Raw genomic sequence first — 22,897 nt, forward strand, 5'->3', positions numbered from 1 at the left:
GAAGCCGACCCGTAGACGGGGCGGCTTCTCACGTTACAACAGCGTATTGTTGTGATTTTGCCGATGGACGTCGTCCTCGGCGTGGTAGTCGTGTTGTTGACGGTCGGAGATGCTAAGACGGCTGAGCAGAAACATCGCACCTACGCATGCGGCACCGAGCAGGATCATAAACCACATGGAATTCACCTCCTGACTTTACATACGGGTAAAGTGACAGAAAGTTTCGCCGAATGTTGTGATTGGAAGGAAATGTTTCAATCGGGTAGAATCAAAGAGAGACACATACACGCAATAGGAGTGGAACTGCACATGGCGAAGATACAAGCGGTCGTATTTGACTTTGACGGTCTGATCGTCGATACAGAAGTGCAATGGTACAACGCGGTACGGGAGATCTACGCGGAGTACGGCGCTGATTTTACGTTGGAGATCTTCGGGAGCATCGTCGGCACGCACTCGGGACCCGATTTCATTGAACGCAAACTGGAAGAGCTGATCGGCCGCCCGGTCGACCGACCGGCTGTCAAAGCGGCGTACCAAGCCCGCCAGAGAGAGCTCTCGAAAGGGCAGCAGCCGCGTCCCGGAGTCGAGGACTACATCCGCGCGGCAAAGGATCTCGGGTTGAAGATCGGCCTCGCCTCCAGCTCACATCGCGACTGGATCGACCGCCATCTGGAGGAACTCGGTCTCCGTCATCATTTCGTGCACATCCGCACCGCCGATGACGTGGAAAAGGTCAAGCCCGACCCGGCGCTGTACCTGCGCGTCCTCGAAGACCTCGGCGTCGAACCCCAGCACGCCATCGCCTTCGAAGACTCTCCCAACGGCGCCCTTGCCGCTCATCGCGCCGGGATGAACGTCGTCATCGTCCCCAACCTCGTCACCTCGCCGCTCCCGTTCGGCGAGCACCACCTGCGCCTGACTTCGATGGCGGAGATGGAGTTGGAAAAGGTGATCGAGCAGATTGAAGGGTTGTAGAAGGAAGAGGAAAGACCATCTGTCCGAGCGGGCAGATGGTCTTTTTAGTTGACTGAAATAATAGTTATGTTTTGTTGGCTTCTTGCTTACTCCACGCCGACAATATCCAAAAACCTCACCCCCACAGCCTCGCCGCTCAGGGCCAATCCCCACAGGTGGTCGCCTTTCAGGCGCTTTGGCACCATGCAGACTTCTTCATCAGCGAGAGGGTGGAAGACGGTCAGCGTCACGAGCCGTCCTTCTTGCACCGCTTCGGAGAGGCTGCGGTTCATCTCTTCCAGTCGGTCTTCATCTAATACGGGACGTTCGCGTTCCATCTGCCGGTCTTCGCGGGCCAGCATGTAGGCGCGGTGTTCGGGGATGATCATGCGGTGGCCTTCCCAGAGTTTGTTGCCGCGGTTCATCGTCTCTTCACCTCGCATATTCAGAACGTTTGTTCTGTATTATAACCCCGAACAGAAGTTCTTATCAAGGCTTACATCTGGAAAATAGGCGTTAAACATAGAGACACCTGCACATTCTTTCCACCCCCGCATAGGATATAGGGACAGTTGACCCCTATTTCACATGGCTGAAAACGGGAGTGCAGCGACGTAAGTACCGAGTAGAGGGCACCTGCACCAAAGGCAAATGTCCCGCATAGAAATGGTACTACTTGCGAGTTCTTTCCAAGGTTCGCAATCGACAAAGGCGATCCGTCCGTTGCCTGCACGTACCTGAACTTCAAGAGGAGGTAGCTAGATGGCACGCGAAAAAGACTATCGAGCCCGGGAGATCATCACCAGTGCGGTCTGCGGCAAAGGAAGCAAATACTCGCAGACCACGTACACGATCCGTCCGGCCAACCGCCCGACGACGATCGGCGGATGCTGGGTCATGAATCATTCCTATGAGGCAGAACTGGTGGGCGACGCGGTGGAAGTGCGCGGGCGCCTCGATCTGAACGTGTGGTATTCGTACCATGGAAACAGCGAAACGGCGATTGCCAAAGACACCGTCTCCTATCAAGAGGTGGTTCCGCTCCGTGACCTTGACCCGCATTGCTCCCGTGACGAGGTGCAAACCTACGTCAAGGCGCTCCAACAACCGAACTGCCTGGATGCGACCGTCGTCGACGACGGCTCGGAGATTCTGGTCCGCGTCGAGAAAGAGCTGGCTGTGGAAATCGTCGGCAAAACCAAAGTGTGGGTGCTGACGATCGATGCGCCGATCTATAAAGACGACGAAGAAGATATCGAGGAAGAGATCTTCGAAGAGGACGAAGACTTCGAGGATTAATCGGGCGACGCCGTCATGGCGTCGTCTATTTTTTTGGAGAACTGCCAAGATTTGAGCGTTGGAGGGAGCGGGCGGTTCCATTACAATAAAGCTAACTTCAAACGGAATGGGCAAACTTGTCGAAAGGCAAGGACGCAAAGCCGTGGGTCTTCGGATCGAGAGATCGATCAAAGATTGCCAGGTTGCAACGGAGCGGTGCCGGACGGCATCGCAAAGGGCCCTTTTCCGGTGGAGAGGGCTTATTTTTTCTTATCCATCAGGAGGCGTGATCATCATGAACAAATGGCTCGTAACGAGTGCGCTCGCTGTGCTGCTGCTCTCGGGCGGCGTCGCACAAGCAGAAGGCGACGAAGGAACGGTCACCACGACCGAGTCCGGCACGACGGCAGAGACCGGAACTGCAACCGAAAACGGGACTGCGACTGAAAACGGAACTGCAACCGAAAACGGAACCGCAACCGAAAGTGAAACTGAGACCGAAAGCGGCACCGCAACCGAATCCGACGCTGAAGAACCGGCCGCGGAAGAGGGGGCGACCCCGGATGAGACGTTTGCTTATTTCTTCGACCGTCTCGGTGAAACGCTGCAGTTGCTGATCACCTTCGATGACCAGAAAGAGGCAGAACTGCTGCTCCAACAAGCGCAAGAGCGCCTCGCCGAAGCGGAAGCGATGGCTGAGCAGGGCGAGACGGAGCAAGTCGCAGAACTGATGACCGCCTACCAAGAAGTCCTCGCTGAAGCGGTCGCCAAAATCACCGAATCATCGGCCGACGGCGAAGTCGACGCAGCCAAGCAAGAAGAGCTGTCGAAACTGCTGGCCGAGTCGAGCAGCATCACCGAAGAGCTCGTGACGCATCTTGGCGAGCAAGAGCAGACCGAACTGGAGGAGCAGCAGCAAGAAGCGGTGATCCTCGCCCGCGTCGTGCAAGGTCTCGACCCGGCGCAGGTGCAAGCGATGCACGATCAGGGCCTCGGCTACGGCCAGATCGCCAAGATCTTCGCCCTCGCGGATCTTACCGGCAAAACGGTCGATGAAGTGGCAGGCCTCGTCACGAGCGGCGAGCACGGCGGATTTGGCAAGCTCGCGCAGGAACTCGGTGTGAAGCCGAAAGAGTTGGCACAGAAAGTAAAAGAGCAAAAGAAATCGGTGAAGAACGGCCAAGAGTCCAACGAAGAGGACGAGATCGAGACCGAAACGGAAACGGAAACTCCGGAAGCCACCGAATCGACCGACACTGCTGTGACCGACCCGGCAGCAGCGGCCACCATTACCCAAAAGTCGGACAAGCAACAACCGTCCCACTCCGGCAAACAACCGGAACAAGCAAAGCCGGAACAAACCCACAAACAAAAGACCGAACAACCGAAGACTGAAAAGCAGCAAAAGACCGAGCAACCGAAATCCGAAAAAGAAAAGTCCGAAAAAGAAAAGTCTGAAAAACAAAAGTCCGAAAAACAAAAGTCTGAAAAACAAAAGTCTGAAAAACAAAAGTCTGAAAAAGAAAAAGCTGAGAAAGCTGAAAAAGAAAAAGAAAAGTCTGAAAAAGAAGAGTCCGAAAAAGAGAAATCGGAAAAGGACTAACCCCGATTTTTCCACAAACACAACATTTCAACCTCGCTCGCGTCGTGATTCTCCCCAAGATCACGATCCCCACCTGCAAAAGGGACAGCTCCCCCAAGCTGTCCCCGCCCTAGACCCCGTCGACGAACGGGGTCTTTTTTCATATACATAGATGCCCGCATTTTTTTCACTCAAAAAGGAGAGATGCTTTCATGGCACAGACACCGCTCGGAACGGTTTCGATCTCCACTTGGCCCGGCTCGGATCAAGCGATCCTCTCCTTGCCAGGCGAGTGGCACCCGCACCTGCGCCTTGGCACCCGCGACCGAATCACGATCCGCGCCGGCAACCGCCGCATCACCGCCGAAGCGGTGTTCACCGACGAGCAGGAGGTGCAACTGACCGACCGTATCCGCAAATCGCTCTACCTGCCGCGCGGCACCGTCTCCGTCAAAGCCCAAGACGGCGAGCTGTGCTTTGGCCCGTGCATCGGGCTGTACGCGCTCCCGTCCCGCGACCCGAAAAAACCGTTCGGCGAACTGACCGCCGTCTTTCGCGATCAGATGGAGATCGCCCGCAGAGAAGGCGTGCTCCTCTACGTCTTTTCCCCGGGAGACGCCGACTGGGACAGCGGCTTCACCACCGCTTATGTCTGGCAAAACAACTCCTGGCAGCGCACCAAGCGACCGCTGCCCGACCTCGTGCTTCCGAAGATCATGGGCACGCCGCCGCTCTGGCGCGAAAAGATGCGCCGCGACCAAGCCCAGATGTCGCGCCGCGTGCCCTACGGCACGTTTTCCCTCGCCGTCGGCAGCAAATGGGAGGTCCACCAAACGCTCGAAAAACGCGCCGACACCCGCGACCTGCTCCCGGATACGCGCCTCGTGCGCTCGCCGCTCGATATCGAAGACTTGCTGCGCCGCCACACCGCCGTCTACGTCAAACCGTCATACGGCACCCAAGGCCGCTCCATCTACCGACTGGAGCAAGACCCGCGCGGCATCCGCGTTCAATACACAGCGGGCGGTCAGACCCAAAACCGCCGCATGAACCGGGGCAGCTCCGTCTGGCAGTCCTTCCTTACCAAAAAATTCTGCGGCCGACGTCCATTTCTCGTTCAACAAGCCCTGGAACTGGTTAAAGCCCAAGGCACTCGTCCCGTCGACTTTCGCTGGCTGATTCAAAAAGACGGCCAAAACCGCTGGGTGATCACCGCCCGCGTCGCTCGCGTCGGCCCGCGTGCCAGCATCACCACCAACCTGCACACCGGCGGCAACGCGGTGCTCGCCGAGACCTTCTTGACACAAAACGGCTACCCAAAGGAGGCGAACCGCCGCGAACTGCTCCAGCGCTTCGACCAAGCGGCCGTCCGCATCGCGGAAGCCTTAGAACAAAAAGCAGGACGGATCGGCGAGATCGGCATCGACTTTGGCCTGACGCAAGGGGAGCGGATCTACCTGATCGAAGTCAATCCGCGCCCCGGACGCCAGATGCTCAAAGACACATCGCCGCAGACCCGCTCGCTGTCCCTGCGCCGCAACCTGGAGTTCGCCAAGCTCGTCACCGGCTTTGGCAAGGGCGTTGACACATCGGAAGACGCCTGAATATGCTGATCACACATGAAGCACCCCTCTGCTTGGAAAGGAGGACGGGGAATGGCTCTTCCGAAAAAAATCCGAGTCGAAGCGGCTGCCCCGTCAGTACGCGGGACGCTCTTTCTGCCGCGAACTGTGCTCAAAGAGCTGAGTCTTGGCAATGGCTCGTATCCGCTGTCGTTCGGCGCGAAACGGATGACGGTGACCGTCCGCGAACTGGAATCCTTGCCGGAGCGCGGCGGCAAGGGCGGCGACCCGATCGCGCTCGTGTCGCCTGATGTGCTCCACGAACTCCACCTGCCGGAAAAAAAACTGTCGCTCCACAAAAGCGGTCCCGGGCTGCGCTTTGGCTACGTCCTCGGCATCCTCGCCAACGTCAAGGCGGAAGGCGAGCGCGTCACCGGCCAGCAGCAACAGACCTTTCGCAACCTGCTGACAGCCGCCACCCAGACCGGGATGCACGGCTACGTGTTCTCGCCGCTGGACATCGACTGGGAAGACCTCTCCGTCACCGGCTACTGGCTCGACGGCAAGCGCTGGACCAAGTCCCGCGTCCCGCTGCCCGACGTGCTGTACGACCAGATCATCTCCCGCACCTACGAGAACCGCTCCGACGTGGCACCGGAGCGGCAACGATTGTATAAACTGTTGGCACCGCGCTGTTTCAACCCCGGCTATTTTGACAAATGGCAAGTCCATCAGTGGCTGCAAGGCAGTGACCGCACCAAATCGTACGTGCCGGACGCTGCGATCTTTCAATCGGTCGAGCAGGCGGCGGGCTTTCTGTACCGCCATCCAGACGTGTACATGAAACCGGTGCACGGGAGCCTTGGCATCGGCATCATCCGCGTGCAAAGGCGGTCGGACGGGCGCGTCAATTACCAGATGAAGACCAAGGAGGGCGGTCTGCGCCAAGGGCAGGCCGGCACGATCTCCACGTTTCTCAAACGCTATCAGGGCCGCTTGAAAAAAGGGCCGTATCTCTTGCAAAAAGCGTTGTGGCTGCGCACCTACCAAGGGCGGCCGTTCGACATCCGGCTGCTCCTGCAAAAGGACAGCACCGGACGTTGGCAGCGCACCAAATCCTTTTGCCGCATCGCGCAGCAAGGGCAGATCACCAGCAACCTCTCGACCGGCGGCGACGCGCTGGCCGTCAAACAACTGCTCAAAGACGTGTTGCGCGATGACAAGAAAGTCACCAAAGTGATGAAAAGCCTGAACGCGATCGCAGAAGCGGTGCCGGCCGTGATCGAGAAAGAGGTCGGCGGCACGCTCGGTGAACTGGGACTCGATCTCGGACTCGACGACTACGGTCGCATCTGGGTGATCGAAGTCAATGCCAAGCCGTGGAAAAAACCGAACACGCAAGAAGGGGAGTGGAAAGACCTCGCTCTGCTGGCGTTTCAGCGACCCGTTCAGTATGCGCTCTATCTGTGCAAACAACATCTTGAGGGCTGATCACCCCTCAATGCTCAACGGAAAGGAGACGTGGCTATGGGTTACTGGCTGTTGCATTCGGGGCAACCGAGCGCCAAGCGCCTGCTGAAGCGCGTCGAGGAGTGCACCGGCGTCGAACACGTAAACCCGGTGGCCAGTCAGGATGTGGTGATTCGCTGGGGGAACGTGCAGGGCAGCGACAGTCGTGCCGCATGGACGCTCAACCCCCGCCAGGCGATAGTAAATACATCGAATCGCACGCGCATGTTGCGCATCTTGAAACTAAACGGGGTGTACGCGCCGCTCTCGACCAGCGACCTGTCGTCCGAACTGGCCGACTACGTCACGCTCGACAGCGGCAAGCGGGTTAAAGTGATGCGCCATTACCGCGTGCCGCTCTTCGACCTGCAACCGCTCGCCTTATTTCGAGCGGACAGCAAATCGGTCTGGTTGAAGCAGGGCATGGGCCGGGCGCAGGATCGATTTAAAGAAGTGCCGTTCGACGAAGACGTCTATGCCGAGCGGGCGGTGCGCCTCGCTTTGCGCTCCCTGCATGCGCTGGGGCTGGACTTTGGCGTCGTCAACATCGGCATCACAGCCCGCGACCGCACGATCTGCCTCAACGTCAATCCAGCGCCCGTGCTGCAAGGGCGGATGCTCGATTTGTATGAAGACGCCTTGCAAGCGTTCATCACCCGCGACCGGGCGGAGGAGCGCGTGTGGGACGCGGACGGTCGCAACAACCGGCCGTTCCTCATGGGCACCGACTTGGAGTTCATGCTGCGGTCGCCGCGCGGCAAAATGGTGCTCGCCTCCAAATTTTTGCCGCGAAAAGGGCGCGTCGGTTGCGACGACCGCAGCATCAACCTCGACCAAAAGCGGTTCCCGCTGGCGGAGTTGCGACCCGATCCGGCCCGCACACCGGAGGATCTCGTCGCGAACATCCGCGAAACGCTGACCGAGGCGCAGCGGCTGATCACCTCCCGCGAGTTGCAGTGGCTGGCGGGCAGCATGCCCTTCCCGAACTATTCGTTGGGCGGCCACGTACATTTCTCCGACCTCGCCTTCTCTTCGCGGCTCGTCAAGGCGCTCGACAACTATCTCGGATTTCCCGTCTTGATGATCGAAGCGTCTAGCACAGCGGTGAAGCGGCGTCCGAAGTACGGATTTTTAGGCGACGTCCGGTTCAAATCGCACGGCGGATTTGAATACCGCACGCCGGGGAGCTGGCTGATCACCCCGGAGATCACCCATGCCGTGCTGGCGTTGGCGTACGTGGTGGCGGTGCATTACCGCGACCTGTCGCTCGACATCTTCAGCAACCCGCGCAAACAGCGGATGTTCTACACCTGCGACAAACTCGGTCTGATGGCCGATTTCCGCCGCGTCTGGCGCGAGGTCGAAGACACCTCGACCTACCGCCGCTACCAAGGCGTTCTGCGCGTCATCCCCGAGATGGTGGAGCAGGGGATCGCCTGGAACGAGGGAGTCGACATCAAACGCTCTTGGGGGCTGCCCCAAGAAACTGCCAGGCGAAGTTCCGGTGCTCAGCCTGCGGTGAAAGCAAATCGGAAAAAAGTACGGCGCAACAGGCAAGCCAGGTAGCCTCCTTTTTGCAGGGAGGTTATCTGGCTCTTTTTCGTTGCGGGGGGAGATACTGAGCAGGAGAGAAGGAGGTGACAAAATGTCTTTACCTGTAAACACGGCCTACATCACTCATCCTGCGAACAGAAGCAACCGCAAGCGAACGGAAACTCGCTACCTCGTCCTGCACGAGACCGTATCAAACGCAGATGCCCGCAGGCAACTGAACTATTTCAACACCGGCGACAGAGGGGCAAACTGTCACGTCTTCATCGACTGGAAAGAGGTGCTGGTCACGTTGCCCCTCGACGAGGTCGGCTGGCATGTAGGTCCGAAAGCGAATGCGTTCACCGAGGGCGTGGAACTGTGTCGGGCTGCGAATGCGGCCGATTTTAAGAAGCAATGGGACGGGGCCGTCGAGTGGTTCACCTACCGCTGCCAAGTGTACGGGCGAGGCACGGACATGATCCTGTCGCACCACGAAGTAGGGAAGAAATTCGGCGGGACGGACCACACCGACCCGGACGAGTACTTTGCCATGTTCGGCAAAACCGTCAACGACTTCCGCAACGCCGTCGCAGCCGAGCTCGCGAAGAATACCGCACCCGCCGCGTCGCTCAAAATCGCCCCCGACGCCGCCCGCGAAGCCATCCTGCAAATGCAATCCCTCACCCGCACCGCCGACAAAGACGCGAGGATCGCCTACAACTACGCCGCCAACGCTGCCCGCAAAGGGGCACAGATCACAGTGGAGCAAGTGCTGGGCGTCCCGCAGAGAGAAGATGCAGAGCGCGTCTGCGACATCCTCGGCGACCTCTGGCACCTCACAGACCGCGCCGACGTACGCGTGGCGTACAGCGTCATGGCCGACGCGTTAAGGGATGCAACGGGGTTGCCGCATTAGGAAAAGGTATCGGTCATTCGAGCTCTCGGCTTTTCCAGCCGGGGGCTTTTAACTTGTCAGACACGGAACGGGCTGCGTCGATCCTCTCAGGGATGGACAATCTACTGATGACGATTCAGTTGGAGATCCATAACGCCTCGCTGTATGTTCAGGCGAGTCGTGTGCCGGAAGCGGAAGCGATGTTGATTCGAGCGATTCAAAAGTCGGAAGCGATCGGCGACAAGGAGACAATCGGGATGGCCCACGCTGAGTTCGCTCATGTTTATTTGTGCAAAGAAGAGCTTGAAAAGGCAGAAAGTGCGTGCCACCAAGCTCAGACCCTCTTGCCGGTGCCCCATCTGTATCAAGCCAAAGTCAACCGAACGCTGGCAGGGATCGCAGAGGCTCGCGGCCAAATGGAAGAAGCGACTCGTCGCTATCAGTTGGCTTCGGAAGGATTTAAGCAGTTGGACGAGGCGTTGGAGTACGATCAAACGATGCACGCGCTGTCTCAGGTTTATCGCATCCAGGGCGACTTTGAGCGGGTGGCTGATGTGCTGGAGAAGATGCGAGCGGTCACGCATGAGACGTTGTCGAAGAGGGGAATCGCGCTGTGAAGTGGATAGAAGCATTCGCGGGAGAAGAAGCTGGACTCTCCCGCTATTTCTACTGTCCAATAAGGTCTACTTACTAGTATACTAGTCTTATTATTTTAAATAAGAATCATATAAGGGAGGGCACCCCTTGATCACAGCCGACCCAAGCACTCTGCGATACGGTGCTCAGCGATTTGCCGCAGCCGCGCAAGAGATGCAGAGAAATGCTGATCGACTCCTCGAAACGACAACCAGCGTCCGTCAAGGACAAGAGGGCTGGTCTGGTGAGGGCGCGCAATCCTTTCAACTTCGGGGTGAACGACTCGCAGCAGACGTAAAACAGGCCAGCAGTGCCTTTACGAGCATCGCGAACACGATGAGTCGGTTCGCGATGCGAATGGAGCGCGTACTCGAACTCCGGCTGCGTGCTGATCATCTCGACCAGCGCGCATTCGAGTACGGTGACGACACCCTCGACAGTATCCACACCCGCCAACACCTCCGCCATCAAGCGGCGCAACTGCGGTATCAAGCTGACTCAGAGGCGAGCCTAGCAGACTCGCAGGCATCCGCTGAGTTTCAGATGATCGCGAAGATGATACCTGCCACGCTCATACCGGGGGCTGATGCGAGTACCGCTTTGCTTGACGGACTTCCGAAACACTGGCAGGATTACTATCGCCGTCACCCGGAACTGTTGAAGGAGGAGAAGATCGCTCCTACACTCACGATGGGTTCATACAAACGCGCGGATGCAGTAGGAGTCCAAGAGTATGTTGAGGATCATCAGCAGGACGACCAGTCGATTCTGGATAAAATGCAAGGATTCATCGCGGGCGGCGTGGATGGAGAAAAGGAACTGCTTTTCGGTCTCATTACCGCTGTTTCTCATCCTATCGATACCGTACAGGACATCGCCTATGCGGTCACTCATCCTGATCTCGTCGTCGCGAGTCTCGTTCGTAAGAAAGACGAGTTCGTATCCGATTGGAAACGAGGCAATACCTACGGATGGAGCAAGACATTTCACGAGATCATCTGGAGTGTAATCGGTTTAAAGGGAGCAGGGGTGACCGAGGAAGGTGCAGAACTCGCATCAATCGCCGTAAAGTCGAAAATTGAGTTGTTTGGCAATATCCTCACCCCGTCCCCAAAAGTGATTTTCTCAGACGGCACAGTCATTCGTGTGTCTGATCGTGTGATTCAGTCCAACGAGGAACTGTTATCGTATTTCAAGGGTGAACAGTCTTCGGATAGCGCAAACGTATCAGTTGGGGCAACTGAGCGGGTTTCAGATGACTTCGTTGGGACATTAAAGGGCGAAAAGGTTCACCTTGAGGGTGTGAAAGTAAAAGAGATCATCTATTCAAAGAGATTTCCAGACGAAACAGCTAAACTTCGTAAAGAATTCGATAGTTCTGTGAGGAAGGAATATCTTCGACAGTTGGCTAATGCACCTCAGAAAGTCGAACAACTCCGTATCGCAGGCTTGGCAGAAACTGATATAGCAAGAATGAGGGATGGATATAACCCGAAAGGATGGCAGGTGCATCACAAATTGCCATTAGATGATGGGGGGACAAATGCCCTTGATAATTTGATTCTAATAAGAAATGACCCGTACCATAAGGCAATAACCAATGAACAAAACGCTCTAACCAGAGATTTAGCTCCAGGTCAAAATAAAATGATAAACTGGCCGATACCGGAGGGTGATATTTACCCTTCAGGCAAATAAGTTGATTGACGGGGAGGAATTCATAGTGTGGGAACTATTCTTGTCAGAGATTCAGAAAATTGAAGAGAGGTATGGCGGGGCTCTTCGTAAACCTGCAAAGATTCAGGAATTAACGAAGATGAAACAGGAGTTCGAGTTGAAGTTCCGCCATTTTGAGGTGTCGGATCGATACATCGAGTTCCTCAAACTCGTAAATGGGCTGGATTTTAATGGATTGGTGCTGTACGGGGTTGATCGTGAATTGCAGGAACCGGAAACGGATGATGAAGTTCAGGGATTTATTGAAATGAATGAGCTTTGGTATGAGAACGAATGGCAGCAGCAGTACGTGTTTTTCGGGGATTCGGATTCGGCTTGGTACTGCTATGACAGAATGAATCGAGTGTTTGTAGAACTGGATAAGCCTTCTGGTACTGTAATGAATACATTCGTCGCCTTTGACACTATGTTGGAGGAAGCACTCAAAACAAGTCTTCAATAGTCATCACTATAACGGGGGGTGTGTAGGATGGCGAAGATCGGGAACTCTCATGAAAAACTTTCGTTGGAGCAGGTCGAGCAATTCGAAGCCGTTCAGGGCGTGATTTTACCATTGAAATACAAAACGTTCTTGCTCCAATGGAATGGTGGATATCCTGAACTGAACGTTTTTAAAATCTCGGATGAACAAGGCACAAGTGTCCTCAACGTATTAAATGGAATCGGCGACATGTATGATAACTTAGAAAAGGTCATGGATATCTACGAAGACAGATTGCCAACCGGCTTCATACCGATCGGAGATGACCCAGGCGGAAACGTCATTTGTGTAGGAACCAAAGAGCCGTACTATGAGCAAATTTACTTCTGGGATCATGAGCAAGAATCGGATGAGCCTGATGATATGACCAATATGTATTTACTTGCTCGCGATATTTATGAATTTTTGGAACGATTGTACGACGATACAGATGACGCAAAAAGGTGAACCAGCCTATGAATCATGACATTCGGCACCTTAGTGACTTGTTGTATAGTGAGGAAAGAGTTGGCCCGATTACGGCTTTGATTGAAAAATATTTTGAAGAATATCCTGACAATCCGATGTGAATAGACCAAGACGGAATTATAACATTCGAGGTTGTCGATTTTGGAATTTGTGTCAATGATTGGGGAGATGGTGTAGGCAGTGAACAGCCTTGAGTTGAAGACCTTTATCCAGAAAAACGCAGATGATACCGACTTTACTGGTGGTATTCCGGATGAGCATATAAAAAGTATTGAAGAAGAATTAGGTGTGCGTTTCCCTGAGAGTTACAAATGGTTTCTGAGGAACTTTGGCTCTGGAGGGTTGTTTGGCGTAGATATTCTTGGTTGTGGGAAATCAACCATTCCCTCTGTGATTTCTTACACGGAACGCCTTCGTCAGTACGGACTACCCGAAGCGTTCATTGTCATTGAGGATTGCGATGAATTTTACTATTGCCTTGATACTCGAGATTTTTCAGACACCGAATGTCCGGTCATCTCTTGGGATCGAATAGCAGGGTTCAGTGGGAAACGAGCAGACCATTTTCATGATTTCTTCGTGACCAGACTCGTGGAAGCGAAGGAAAACTGGGAGGAAGAAATGTAAAAAAGCCAAGGCGCCATGCCTTGGCTTTTTCCCATCTAACAGAGACCGCCACAACCCATCCTGCATATCATACACAATCACGACCAAAGGGAGGGCACCTTTGTGGATCAATTGAACCGGCCTCAATCCTCGCTTCGCAAATCGCACAACTCCCTGACATTGTCTGTTCCGCGCGCGAGACTGCGCGAGTGGGGCCTGCAGGAGGGGCGTCCGGTGATCGGCATCTTGACGACGGGGGTGCGGCAGGACGGACAGCGCCCGGTCGGCGGTCGCACGGGGCTGTTGGGCGACTTTGTGCGGGCGGCTCGCAGGTGGAACGCGCTCTGTTACATCTTCAACGCGAGCGACATCGACCGCGCGGGCAAGACGATCCGCGGGGTGACGCTGGTCGGTCCGCCCGGTCGGGAGCGGTGGCGGTTTTACCGGTTTCCGCTGCCGGATGTCGTCTATAACCGCGCCCCGCACCGCAAGGCGGAAGGGGCTCCGGCGGTGATGGCCGCCAAAAAATATTTTGAACAAAACAGCATCCCGCTCTTCAACGAGCGGTTTCTGAGCAAACGCGAGATGTACGGCTGGCTGCTCGGCGATCCGCGTTCCAAAGATTTGACCCCCGCGACGCAACGGCTGACGACGGCGGAGGGTCTGGACAAATTTACCCGCACGCACGATCTCGTCTTTCTCAAACCTGCCGGGGGGAGTCTTGGCATGGGGATCTACCGCGTGGAACGCACCGGCGATCGCTACAGCGTGCGCTACAAGCGGGGGAAGGAGCACGTCACCCGGCTGTTCTACAGCGCGACGCAGCTCGATCTCTTCGTGAAAAAGAACAACCCGCGCTCCACCTACATCATGCAGCAAGGCATCCGGCTGATGCGCTACCAAGGCAGTTTGACCGATTTCCGCATGCACATGCACAAAAACGGCCAGGGGCGCTGGGAGGCATGCGGCATCGGCGGCAAGGTGGCGGGCAAGGCGGCCGTCACCACGCACGTGCACAACGGCGGCCGGGTGATCGCGGGAGATGACGTCCTGCGAGCATGGTACGGCGAGAACGCCTCCCAGATGCGGGAAAAAATGATCGAGGCGTCGGTGCGCATCTGCCAAGTCCTCGAAGGCCATCTCAAAGGGCCGACGGCGGAGTTCGGCCTCGATGTCGGCCTCGATGAGCAAGGGCGGGTGTGGGTGTTCGAAGGCAATGCCAAGCCCGGCCGCGCCATCTTCCGCCATCGGGATCTCAAGGAGGCAGGGCGGCGTTCGGCCAGCCGCATCGTCGAGTATGCGGCCTATCTGATCGGACGGCCGATGACGGGCGGAGTCTCGCCCGCACAGCCCCCCCTGACCGGAAAGGAGGAAGAGGATGAACCGTAAGGACATCATCCACATCGGCGTGCGGGCCCACCCGGACGGTGGCCCCGCACACGCCGCCAAAGACCCGGCGCGGCACTGGTATCTCTCCATCTCCGAGACGGCCCGCCGCGAGATGCGGCTCCCGTATCACAAGCGGCTGCGCGTGCGCCTGAGCCCGCACGGATCGCCGGTGATCTTGCCCGTCGTTCCGACGTGGCGGACGGCTGTTCACGCGGAGGACACCCTGCTCCCGGTTCGAGTCTCGAAAAACAAACAGGGCATCGTGCTTGGTCCGATCATCGGCATCTTGACGGTCAAACGCCCGGGAGCGACGACGTTTCGCGGCAACCGCGCCAATTTTCGCGACATCGCCAAAATGGGCAAGCGGCTCGGGTTGACCGTCGCGGTCTTTACCCCCGAGGGTCTCGCCAAAGGCGGCGACTCGGTCCTCGGCTACATCCATGCCGGACCGCGCAAAGGAGCGACCGGCACGAAATGGCGGCAGGTGGTGCTCCCGTTGCCGTCAGTCGTCTACAACCGCGTGCCGGACCGCGAATCGGAGGCGCGGGCGGACGTGGTGCGGGCGAAAAAGTGGCTGGCCGAGCGGGGCATCCCTCTCTTTAACAACGGATTTTTCAACAAAGCCGATCTCTACCGCTGGCTCCAAGACGACCAGGAGACCGCGCCCTACCTGCCGCGCACGGCACCATTGGAGAGCCACGACCAACTGCGCCGCTGGGTGAGACAGCATGAACTGCTATACGTAAAGCCTGTCGACGGCAAAGCGGGCGACGGCATCATTCAAGTCCGCCGCGAAGGAGAGCGCTTCCGAGTCACCTACCAAAACAACGGCAAACGCTCGCACACGACGCACAAAAATCGCCAAGACGCAGCCGACGCGGTCTGGAGTCGGACGCGGGGGAGGGACTATTTGCTCCAGCAGGGCATTTACCTGACCTCGCATGCCGGGCGGCACTTCGATCTGCGGTTGCTTTTGCAGAAAAATCGCTACGGCAACTGGCAGGTGACCGGCATGGGGGCTCGGATCGCCGATGCGGACGGGATCACCACCCACGTCCCGAACGGGGGGCAGATCGAGAAGGCGGATAAGCTGCTCCGCGCGAGCTTTGGCCGCCAGAAGGGCGACGAGGTGGGGAACAAGGTCAAGCAGACGGCACTTCGGCTCGCGGAGACGATCGAGCGGGCCGCCACTCGCGACGGCGGGCTGATCGGTGAGATGTCGATGGACATCGGGCTCGCCAGCGACGGCAAGCTGTGGTTTTTCGAAGCCAATGCCAAGCCGATGAAATTTGATGAACCCTACATTCGCGCCAAATCGTTGATGCGGCTGTTGCATTATTGTGAGTTTTTGACGAGGTCGAATTGAAACGTAAAAATCCCGGTTCTCCATGAAATTCAGAGAACCGGGATTTTTTATGATTTCACTTACTCCAACTCCCGCACCATTATCCGCTCCGGGTGCGTGTACACGTTCAACGATCCGCCTCGGATAAACCCGACCGCCGTGATGCCCAGTTCATCCGCCATCTCCAGGGCCAATTCGGTCGGAGCCGATTTGGAGAGCACGACTTCGCAGCCGATCTTGGCGACTTTGAGGAGCACTTCCGACGAGATGCGGCCGCTGAAGACGATGATCTTGTCGTCGACGGGGATGCCGTTTTGCAGGCAATGGCCGTAGATCTTGTCCAAGGCGTTGTGCCGCCCGATATCCGTCCTCGTCAGCAACACGCCTTGACTGTCGCACAGCGCCGCATTGTGCACGCCGCCCGTCTCCTGAAAGACTGTCGCACCGTCCTGCATCTGGCGCATCAGTGCCAAACAGTCCTCCGGGGAGACCGTCACATTCCGCGACGTGATCGTTTTCGCCGTCCGGGCATCGTTGTAAAAATAAAAACTTTGCCTGCTCTTTCCGCAGCAGGAGGTGATATACCGTTTGGAATAGAGTTGATGGTTTAATTTCACCACTTGTTCCGTCTCGACGTACGCGAGCCCTTGGTTTTCATCCAATGTCACGCTCTTGATATCCTCATATCTCCGCACGACACCCTCCGACGCCAAAAAGCCGATCACCATTTCCTCGAGATGCTCAGGCGTGCAGACCATCGTGGCAAATTCTTCGCTGTTTAAATAGATCGTGACGGGGTACTCGGTCACGATCCGGTCTTGCACCTCCAGCAGTGCGCCGTTGTGATAGGAGAGGATCTTGCGCGTTTTCACGACCGGTTGCAACGAGGGCACCGCCTTTCCTCTGTGTACTCTCCATTCTACTGCACCTGCCGGGATTGTCAAAACCTGTGAATCTTCCCATCCGGGCAGGTCATACTACCAAAGACCGCTATCCCGTACAACATCAGGTGGTGACCCCGACTCATGATGAACGACCAGTACCCGAAATCCACGATCCGCATGAATGACAAGGACTTTCCTTTCTCAGAGGGGCAGAGCATCCTCGAGATCGCCGAGTCCCAAGATTATTACCTGCCGCACGTCTGCTATCACAACGCCCTCGGTCCGATCCAGTCCTGTGACACGTGCTTGGTCGAGGTGAACGGCGAACTGGTGCGGTCCTGCTCGACGAAAGCGCGTCCGGGCGACGTGATCAACAGCGTGTCTGAGCGGGCCAAGGCGGCGCAGCTCGAAGCGATGCAGCGCCTTTTAAAAAATCACGAGCTGTACTGCACCGTCTGTGACAACAACAACGGCAACTGCACGTTGCACAACACGGCCGAATATCTGCAAGTCGAGCACCAAAAATATGAATTTCAACCCAAGCCGTACCCGCCCGACACCACGCATCCGTTCTACCGCTACGAGCCGGATCAATGCATCCTCTGCGGCCGTTGCGTGGAAGCCTGCCAAGACCTGCAGGTCAACGAGACGCTCACTATCGACTGGAGCATGGAACACCCGCGCGTCCTGTGGGACGGCGGTGCGCCCATCGACCAGTCTTCCTGCGTCTCCTGCGGGCATTGCGTGACCGTCTGCCCGTGCAACGCCTTGATGGAAAAAACGATGCTCGGCGAAGCGGGCTATCTCACCGACATCCCGAATGACATGCTCCTGCCGATGATCGATTTGACCAAAGCGGTGGAGCCGGGTTATCAGGAGATCTTTGCGATCTCCGAGGTGGAGGCGGCGATGCGCACCTCCCGGATCAAGCGCACGAAAACGGTCTGCACCTACTGCGGGGTCGGCTGCTCCTTTGAGGTCTGGACGAAAGGGCGCAAGATCCTCAAGATCGAACCGCAGGCGGAAGCGCCGGTCAACTCGATCTCCACCTGCGTCAAAGGCAAATTTGGCTGGGACTTTGTGAACAGCGAGGAGCGGCTGACACATCCGTTGATCCGCAAAGGGGACAGATTTGTCGAAGCCACGTGGGACGAAGCGCTCGACCTGATCGCCTCCAAACTGGGCGAGATCAAGCAGAAATACGGCCCGGACTCCATCGGGGTGATCGCCTCTTCGAAGTGCAGCAACGAAGAAAACTACATCGCCCAAAAATTTGCCAGGGCGGTGATCGGAACGAACAACGTAGACAACTGTTCGCGCTACTGCCAATCTCCGGCGACCGCGGGCCTGATGCGCACCGTCGGGATCGGCGGTGACGCGGGCACGATTCACGACATCGCCTCGGCGGGCCTCGTGATCGTCGTCGGGGCCAATCCGGCCGAGTCGCATCCCGTGCTGGCCACCCGCGTCAAGCGGGCGCACAAACTGCGCGACCAAAAGCTGATCGTCTTCGATCTGCGCCGTCATGAACTCGGTGAGCGGGCCGACCTGTACATTCATCCGACCCCTGGCACCGACCTGATCTGGATGTCGGCGGTGACGAAGTACATCATCGACCAAGGCTGGCACGATCAAGCGTTTCTCCGCGACCGCGTCAACGGCTGGGAGGAGTATGTGGCGTCGCTCGAACGCTACACCCTCGACTACGCGGCGGAGAGGACAGGGATCGCACGCGAGCAGTTGATTCAGATCGCCGCGATGATCCACGAGGCGGACGGCACGTGCATTCTGTGGGCGATGGGCGTCACTCAGCATATGGGCGGCACCGACACCTCGACGGCGATTGCCAATCTGCTGCTCGTCACCGGCAACTTTGGCCGACCCAACGCCGGAGCCTATCCGTTGCGCGGGCACAACAACGTGCAGGGCGCGTGCGACTTTGGCACGATGCCGGCGTGGATGCCGGGCTACGAGGCGGTGCAGGACGAAAAAGTGCGCGCCAAATACGAACGGGCGTGGGGCGTGAAATTGCCGGAGCAGCCCGGCCTGAACAACCACCAGATGGTCGAAGCGATCACCAAAGGCAAGCTGAAGGCGATGTATCTGTTTGGCGAAGAGATGGCACTCGTCGACTCCAATTCGAACCATGTGGAGCATTCCTTTGAACAATTGGAGTTCTTCGTGGTGCAGGATCTCTTTTTCACCCGTACCGCGCAGTACGCGGACGTGGTGCTGCCCGCCGCTCCGAGCCTGGAAAAGGACGGCACGTTCACCAACACGGAACGGCGCGTCCAACGCTTTTACCAAGCACTCCAGCCGCTCGGCGACTCCAAGCCGGACTGGGAGATCCTCCAACTGGTCGCCAACCGCATGGGCGCAGCTTGGAACTACCGGCACCCGAGCGAGTTGATGGCGGAAGCGGCCAGCCTCGCGCCGATCTTCGCCGGTGTGACCTACGAGCGGCTGGAAGGGTGGCAGAGTCTGCTCTGGCCGGTGGCGGCGGACGGGAGTGACACGCCGCTGCTCTACAAAGAGCGATTTGCCTTCCCGGACGGCAAGGCCCGCCTGTTCCCGGTGGAGTGGACCCAACCGTTCCATCCGGGCGAGGAGTACGATCTGCACTTGAACAACGGCCGCCTGCTGGAACATTTCCACGAAGGCAACATGACGTACAGATCGGAAGGGCTCACCCACAAAGTACCCCGCGAATGGCTGGAGGTCTCGACCGAACTGGCCAAAGAGCGGGGGTTGGAATCCGGTTCGCTGGTGCGGCTGACCTCGCCGTACGGTCACGTCAAAGTGCGCGTGGAAGTCACCGACACGGTACAGGGCAAAGAGTTGTACCTGACGATGAATACCCGTGACCCGGAGGCGGCGATCAACCGCCTGACCTCCTCCTACCACGACAAGATCACGCACACGCCGAACTACAAGGAGATGAGCGTGAAGATGGAGGTCTTGGAAGACAAAGGGCCCAAGCCTCTGCCGACGTGGAACCATCGCTTCGGCCATCGCACGCCGCAGATCGGGGTGCGGGTGGAGGAAAAGTGGAAGCGTGATGACTACATCCCGATCTCCCAGGTGATCGACGGAGGTGACACACATGGCAAAGGCCATCACACACATTGAGAAACGGGTGCCGAACGCGGAAGAGGAGCAAGCGCAGGCGATCCAAGAGATCCTGACGGCAGCCGCCGCGAACAAAGAAGCGCTGCTGATCCTGATCGACGTGGTGAACCAACTGCATCAGGCGGGCCTGTTGGAGATGGCGCAAGGCTTTTTGACCAACCGTCACAAGATCGGCCTGATCGGTCTGCACCAACTGAACAAATCGGGTGCGCAACGGATCATCAAAAACGGCATGGGCGCGGTGCAGTTTCTGAGCCGGCTCGACCCGGCGAAACTGGAGACCTTGCTCGGCGCGGTGGCGACAGGCGTCGACGAGGCGTCGGAAGCGAAGGAAGAGCACACACACCTCGGGATGATGGGTCTGTTCAAATCGATGCGTGACCCCGAAGTGCAGACTTCGCTTGGCGTGATGATGAATTTCCTGCGCGGCATGGGAAAGGGATTGAGAGCATGACGACGCGAAAGATTCAGATTCAAGGCATGACCGCAAAAGAAGACGTGGAGCGGGTGGAAGCGGCGATCCGCGGCGTCTGGGGCATCCAGGAAGTCGCGATCTGGCCGGACAGAGCGGAGGTCACCTTTTCCTACGACGAGCGGGCGGCCCGATACGAAGACTTTAAAACGGCGGTGCTGGATCGCGGCTACGGCGTCGTCGACGGCGAACCGAATCTCTGAGAGGAGGGACCCGCATGGCCAATCTCTGCGAAGTGTGCGGACAGATCGAAGACGAGACGATGGAGACGAGCGAACTGATGGCCGAGACGCTCCACGTCTGCGCGTCATGCCGAAAAGACCGGAAGGAGAGCGGCGCGGAGGAGATCGGCATGTAGAAGAGAACGGCCTGCCGGCCGTTCTCTTTTTCCTTTCTCTCATAAAAATCTGAGCTTGTTGTCATGGTAAATGGAGCCAATCGGCCGTACACTGACTCCATGAAAAAGAAACTGAAAACGTGGGTCCTCACGGGATGTGTCGTGCTTTTGGCCGTGGCCGGGGGCTTGTTTGCCATGGGGAAGACGGCGTCGCCGGAAGCGGCAATCGATGGATTTATGCAAGCGTGGCAGCAGAAGGACTATGCCGCGATGTACGGCTATCTGTCCGAGGATGCCAAAGGAACGATCACAGAAGAGGAATTTGTCAAGCGGCATCAGGCGATCTATGAAGGGATCGAAGCGGCCCGTCTGACTGTCGGTCGCCAAAAAGAAGGAAGGGAGAGGCGTAAAGGGCCGTCGCAAGAGTTTCACTTCCGCCTGCGGATGGACACGGTGGCGGGGCACGTCGAGTACGACCAAAAAGGCGTCGCGACACGCGAAGGCCGCAGATGGGGAGTCAATTGGCATCCGGGCTACCTCCACCCGGAACTGAGCGAGGGCGATACGATCCGCGTTCAAACGCTCACCGCCGACCGGGGCGAGATCCTCGACCGCAACGGCAAGGGGTTGGCTGTCAATGCAGAGCAGGTCGAGATCGGCCTCGTCCCGGCAAAACTGGGTGCTGCTTCGGTCGCCACGCTCGCGAAACAGTTGCGAGTCAGCGAATCGCACATCAACCAAAAGCTCAAAGCACCGTGGGTGCAACCGGACTATTTTGTCCCGATTACCGTCTTGCCGAAAAACGATACGCGCCTCGCGGGCCTCTACGACATCCCCGGCGTGACGTCGCAGGTCAAAAAGGTGCGCTTCTACCCGCTCTCGGAAGCGGCCGCTCACCTTGTCGGCTATATCAGCGACGGGGTCGGCAAAACGGGGCTCGAAGTCCTTTATGAAGACAAACTGCACGGCACAAACGGCGCGGTCCTCACGATCCACGACCGCGCAGGCAACGAAAAGATGGTCATCGTCAAAAAAGAAGCGAAAAACGGGGAGACGATCAAACTGACGCTCGACGCCGATCTGCAAACATCCGCCTATGAGCAGATCAAAACGGACGTCGGCGGGGTGGCCGCCCTCCATCCGATGACCGGCGAGGTGCTGGCTCTCGTCAGTGCGCCGTCTTACGATCCAAACGAGATGGTGCGCGGCGTGAGCGAGGAACTGTGGAAGCGGTGGAACGAAGACCCGCATCGCCCGTTCCTCAACCGCTTCGCCAGCCTCTACTCGCCGGGCTCCGCGTTCAAGCCGGTCACAGCCGCCCTCGCGTTGGATGACCGGGCGATCACGCCGGAGCAGACGTTCACGATCAAAGGGCTCCACTGGCAAAAGGACGCCTCGTGGGGCAACTACCGGGTAACCCGAGTCTCCGAGCGGTACTCCGAGGTCGATCTGGAAAAAGCGCTGCTCACCTCCGACAACATCTACTTTGCAAAAGCAGCGCTGGCGATGGGGGAGAGCACGTTTACCGCAGCGGCGACTCGATTCGGCTTTGGCGAAAAATTGCCTTTGCCCTACCCGATCGATCCTTCGACGCTGGCGAACGACGGCATCAAAAACGAGATCCAGCTCGCCGACTCCGGCTACGGCCAAGGTGAGGTGTTGATGAGTCCGCTACATGTCGCCGTCACCTATACCGCTTTTCTTAACAAAGGCAGTCTGCTCGCTCCGGAACTGCTCGACAAAGAAGGGGAGTCCACCGGACGGATCTGGAAGCAAAACGCGTTCTCCGCGGAGAGCGCCGACACCGTCGCCCGCGATCTGATCCAGGTGATCGAGCACCCGGCGGGCACCGGACACGCTGCCCGAATCAACGGTTTGAAACTGGCGGGCAAGACCGGCACCGCCGAACTCAAGTCTGAGCAGGGCAAGACCGGTACCGAATACGGCTGGTTTGTCGCCTTTGACGCGGAGCATCCGCAGTTGCTCGTCGTGATGATGATCGAACAGGTGCAAAACAAAGGCGGCAGTCACTATCTGGCGCCCAAGATCCGCCGTCTCTATCAAACGCGGTTGTTGGATCGCTGAGTTTTCAGTATG

Annotated in this window: 22 protein-coding genes and 1 riboswitch; of the genes, 19 read left to right on the plus strand and 3 right to left on the minus strand. The window is 57.5% G+C overall.

Going from position 1 to position 22,897, the window contains the following annotated elements:
• Positions 1–33: 33 nt before the first annotated feature.
• On the minus strand, positions 34–177 hold the full coding sequence (locus OS242_RS01385) for a hypothetical protein (protein ID WP_267149862.1): 144 nt from the start codon (positions 175–177) through the stop codon (positions 34–36).
• A 132-nt stretch (positions 178–309) separates the two neighbouring features.
• On the opposite strand from OS242_RS01385, the gene OS242_RS01390 reads away from it, so the two are divergent.
• Complete coding sequence (locus tag OS242_RS01390) at positions 310–978, plus strand: HAD family hydrolase (RefSeq protein ID WP_267149863.1); 669 nt, start codon at positions 310–312, stop codon at positions 976–978.
• 86 nt (positions 979–1,064) lie between these two features.
• On the opposite strand, the gene OS242_RS01395 is transcribed toward OS242_RS01390, so the two are convergent.
• A complete protein-coding gene (locus OS242_RS01395) occupies positions 1,065–1,382 on the minus strand; it encodes a YolD-like family protein (protein WP_267149864.1) in 318 nt (105 codons plus the stop codon).
• A gap of 337 nt (positions 1,383–1,719) precedes the next feature.
• On the opposite strand from OS242_RS01395, the gene cotE reads away from it, so the two are divergent.
• The 13 genes from cotE (at position 1,720) to OS242_RS01460 (ending at position 15,999) form a co-directional block, all read left to right on the plus strand.
• Positions 1,720–2,256, plus strand: a complete 537-nt coding sequence (cotE, locus tag OS242_RS01400; RefSeq protein ID WP_267149865.1) for an outer spore coat protein CotE — start codon at positions 1,720–1,722, stop codon at positions 2,254–2,256.
• A 99-nt stretch (positions 2,257–2,355) separates the two neighbouring features.
• Positions 2,356–2,446: riboswitch (cyclic di-GMP riboswitch) on the plus strand.
• Between the two features lie 84 nt (positions 2,447–2,530).
• Positions 2,531–3,838 (plus strand): DUF5667 domain-containing protein, encoded by a 1,308-nt coding sequence (locus tag OS242_RS01405; protein WP_267149866.1) that lies wholly within the window; start codon positions 2,531–2,533, stop codon positions 3,836–3,838.
• 191 nt (positions 3,839–4,029) lie between these two features.
• Positions 4,030–5,421 (plus strand): YheC/YheD family endospore coat-associated protein, encoded by a 1,392-nt coding sequence (locus OS242_RS01410; protein WP_267149867.1) that lies wholly within the window; start codon positions 4,030–4,032, stop codon positions 5,419–5,421.
• 51 nt (positions 5,422–5,472) lie between these two features.
• Positions 5,473–6,870, plus strand: coding sequence for a YheC/YheD family endospore coat-associated protein (locus tag OS242_RS01415; protein WP_267149868.1), 1,398 nt, complete (start codon positions 5,473–5,475; stop codon positions 6,868–6,870).
• 36 nt (positions 6,871–6,906) lie between these two features.
• Positions 6,907–8,454, plus strand: a complete 1,548-nt coding sequence (locus tag OS242_RS01420) for a putative amidoligase domain-containing protein (protein ID WP_267149869.1) — start codon at positions 6,907–6,909, stop codon at positions 8,452–8,454.
• Positions 8,455–8,533: 79 nt separating this feature from the next.
• On the plus strand, positions 8,534–9,337 hold the full coding sequence (locus OS242_RS01425) for a peptidoglycan recognition protein family protein (protein ID WP_267149870.1): 804 nt from the start codon (positions 8,534–8,536) through the stop codon (positions 9,335–9,337).
• 53 nt (positions 9,338–9,390) lie between these two features.
• Positions 9,391–9,933, plus strand: a complete 543-nt coding sequence (locus OS242_RS01430) for a tetratricopeptide repeat protein (protein WP_267149871.1) — start codon at positions 9,391–9,393, stop codon at positions 9,931–9,933.
• A 127-nt stretch (positions 9,934–10,060) separates the two neighbouring features.
• Positions 10,061–11,650, plus strand: coding sequence for a hypothetical protein (locus tag OS242_RS01435; protein ID WP_267149872.1), 1,590 nt, complete (start codon positions 10,061–10,063; stop codon positions 11,648–11,650).
• Between the two features lie 25 nt (positions 11,651–11,675).
• Positions 11,676–12,131 (plus strand): YrhA family protein, encoded by a 456-nt coding sequence (locus OS242_RS01440; RefSeq protein WP_267149873.1) that lies wholly within the window; start codon positions 11,676–11,678, stop codon positions 12,129–12,131.
• Positions 12,132–12,158: 27 nt separating this feature from the next.
• Positions 12,159–12,617 carry an SMI1/KNR4 family protein gene (locus tag OS242_RS01445; RefSeq protein WP_267149874.1) on the plus strand — a complete coding sequence of 153 codons (459 nt, stop codon included), beginning with the start codon at positions 12,159–12,161 and terminating at the stop codon, positions 12,615–12,617.
• Positions 12,618–12,818: 201 nt separating this feature from the next.
• Entirely contained in the window at positions 12,819–13,265 is a 447-nt protein-coding gene (locus tag OS242_RS01450) for an SMI1/KNR4 family protein (RefSeq protein WP_267149875.1), read from the plus strand.
• Between the two features lie 102 nt (positions 13,266–13,367).
• On the plus strand, positions 13,368–14,633 hold the full coding sequence (locus tag OS242_RS01455) for a YheC/YheD family endospore coat-associated protein (RefSeq protein WP_267149876.1): 1,266 nt from the start codon (positions 13,368–13,370) through the stop codon (positions 14,631–14,633).
• A complete protein-coding gene (locus OS242_RS01460; RefSeq protein WP_267149877.1) occupies positions 14,623–15,999 on the plus strand; it encodes a YheC/YheD family endospore coat-associated protein in 1,377 nt (458 codons plus the stop codon). Before OS242_RS01455 ends, OS242_RS01460 begins: the two co-directional genes overlap by 11 nt.
• A 59-nt stretch (positions 16,000–16,058) precedes the next feature.
• Here the strand turns inward: OS242_RS01460 and fdhD are convergent, their stop codons facing one another.
• Positions 16,059–16,862, minus strand: coding sequence for a formate dehydrogenase accessory sulfurtransferase FdhD (gene fdhD / locus OS242_RS01465; RefSeq protein ID WP_267149878.1), 804 nt, complete (start codon positions 16,860–16,862; stop codon positions 16,059–16,061).
• 144 nt (positions 16,863–17,006) lie between these two features.
• Between fdhD and fdhF the strand changes: the two genes are divergently transcribed.
• The 5 genes from fdhF (at position 17,007) to OS242_RS01490 (ending at position 22,885) form a co-directional block, all read left to right on the plus strand.
• On the plus strand, positions 17,007–19,991 hold the full coding sequence (fdhF, locus tag OS242_RS01470) for a formate dehydrogenase subunit alpha (protein WP_267150410.1): 2,985 nt from the start codon (positions 17,007–17,009) through the stop codon (positions 19,989–19,991).
• On the plus strand, positions 19,966–20,445 hold the full coding sequence (locus OS242_RS01475) for a DUF1641 domain-containing protein (RefSeq protein ID WP_267149879.1): 480 nt from the start codon (positions 19,966–19,968) through the stop codon (positions 20,443–20,445). Before fdhF ends, OS242_RS01475 begins: the two co-directional genes overlap by 26 nt.
• The gene (locus OS242_RS01480; RefSeq protein WP_267149880.1) at positions 20,442–20,666 is read left to right on the plus strand and encodes a heavy-metal-associated domain-containing protein; all 225 of its coding nucleotides are present in this window, start codon (positions 20,442–20,444) and stop codon (positions 20,664–20,666) included. Before OS242_RS01475 ends, OS242_RS01480 begins: the two co-directional genes overlap by 4 nt.
• Before the next feature lie 14 nt (positions 20,667–20,680).
• Positions 20,681–20,821, plus strand: a complete 141-nt coding sequence (locus tag OS242_RS01485; protein ID WP_267149881.1) for a hypothetical protein — start codon at positions 20,681–20,683, stop codon at positions 20,819–20,821.
• 174 nt (positions 20,822–20,995) lie between these two features.
• Positions 20,996–22,885: a penicillin-binding transpeptidase domain-containing protein gene (locus tag OS242_RS01490; protein WP_267149882.1), complete on the plus strand. Its 1,890-nt coding sequence runs from the start codon at positions 20,996–20,998 to the stop codon at positions 22,883–22,885.
• Positions 22,886–22,897: the final 12 nt, after the last annotated feature.

Source organism: Tumebacillus lacus (assembly GCF_026410385.1).
Classification (GTDB): Bacteria; Bacillota; Bacilli; order Tumebacillales; family Tumebacillaceae; genus Tumebacillus; species Tumebacillus lacus.

Coding starts and splice junctions, on each gene's coding strand:
- fdhF (WP_267150410.1), top strand. CDS start 17,007: ATGAACGACCAGTACCCGAAATCCACGATCCGCATGAATGACAAGGAC.
- OS242_RS01485 (WP_267149881.1), top strand. CDS start 20,681: ATGGCCAATCTCTGCGAAGTGTGCGGACAGATCGAAGACGAGACGATG.
- OS242_RS01425 (WP_267149870.1), top strand. CDS start 8,534: ATGTCTTTACCTGTAAACACGGCCTACATCACTCATCCTGCGAACAGA.
- OS242_RS01445 (WP_267149874.1), top strand. CDS start 12,159: ATGGCGAAGATCGGGAACTCTCATGAAAAACTTTCGTTGGAGCAGGTC.
- OS242_RS01490 (WP_267149882.1), top strand. CDS start 20,996: ATGGGGAAGACGGCGTCGCCGGAAGCGGCAATCGATGGATTTATGCAA.
- OS242_RS01385 (WP_267149862.1), bottom strand. CDS start 177: ATGTGGTTTATGATCCTGCTCGGTGCCGCATGCGTAGGTGCGATGTTT.
- OS242_RS01390 (WP_267149863.1), top strand. CDS start 310: ATGGCGAAGATACAAGCGGTCGTATTTGACTTTGACGGTCTGATCGTC.
- OS242_RS01475 (WP_267149879.1), top strand. CDS start 19,966: ATGGCAAAGGCCATCACACACATTGAGAAACGGGTGCCGAACGCGGAA.
- OS242_RS01460 (WP_267149877.1), top strand. CDS start 14,623: ATGAACCGTAAGGACATCATCCACATCGGCGTGCGGGCCCACCCGGAC.
- OS242_RS01395 (WP_267149864.1), bottom strand. CDS start 1,382: ATGAACCGCGGCAACAAACTCTGGGAAGGCCACCGCATGATCATCCCC.
- cotE (WP_267149865.1), top strand. CDS start 1,720: ATGGCACGCGAAAAAGACTATCGAGCCCGGGAGATCATCACCAGTGCG.
- OS242_RS01480 (WP_267149880.1), top strand. CDS start 20,442: ATGACGACGCGAAAGATTCAGATTCAAGGCATGACCGCAAAAGAAGAC.
- OS242_RS01415 (WP_267149868.1), top strand. CDS start 5,473: ATGGCTCTTCCGAAAAAAATCCGAGTCGAAGCGGCTGCCCCGTCAGTA.
- OS242_RS01420 (WP_267149869.1), top strand. CDS start 6,907: ATGGGTTACTGGCTGTTGCATTCGGGGCAACCGAGCGCCAAGCGCCTG.
- OS242_RS01410 (WP_267149867.1), top strand. CDS start 4,030: ATGGCACAGACACCGCTCGGAACGGTTTCGATCTCCACTTGGCCCGGC.
- OS242_RS01405 (WP_267149866.1), top strand. CDS start 2,531: ATGAACAAATGGCTCGTAACGAGTGCGCTCGCTGTGCTGCTGCTCTCG.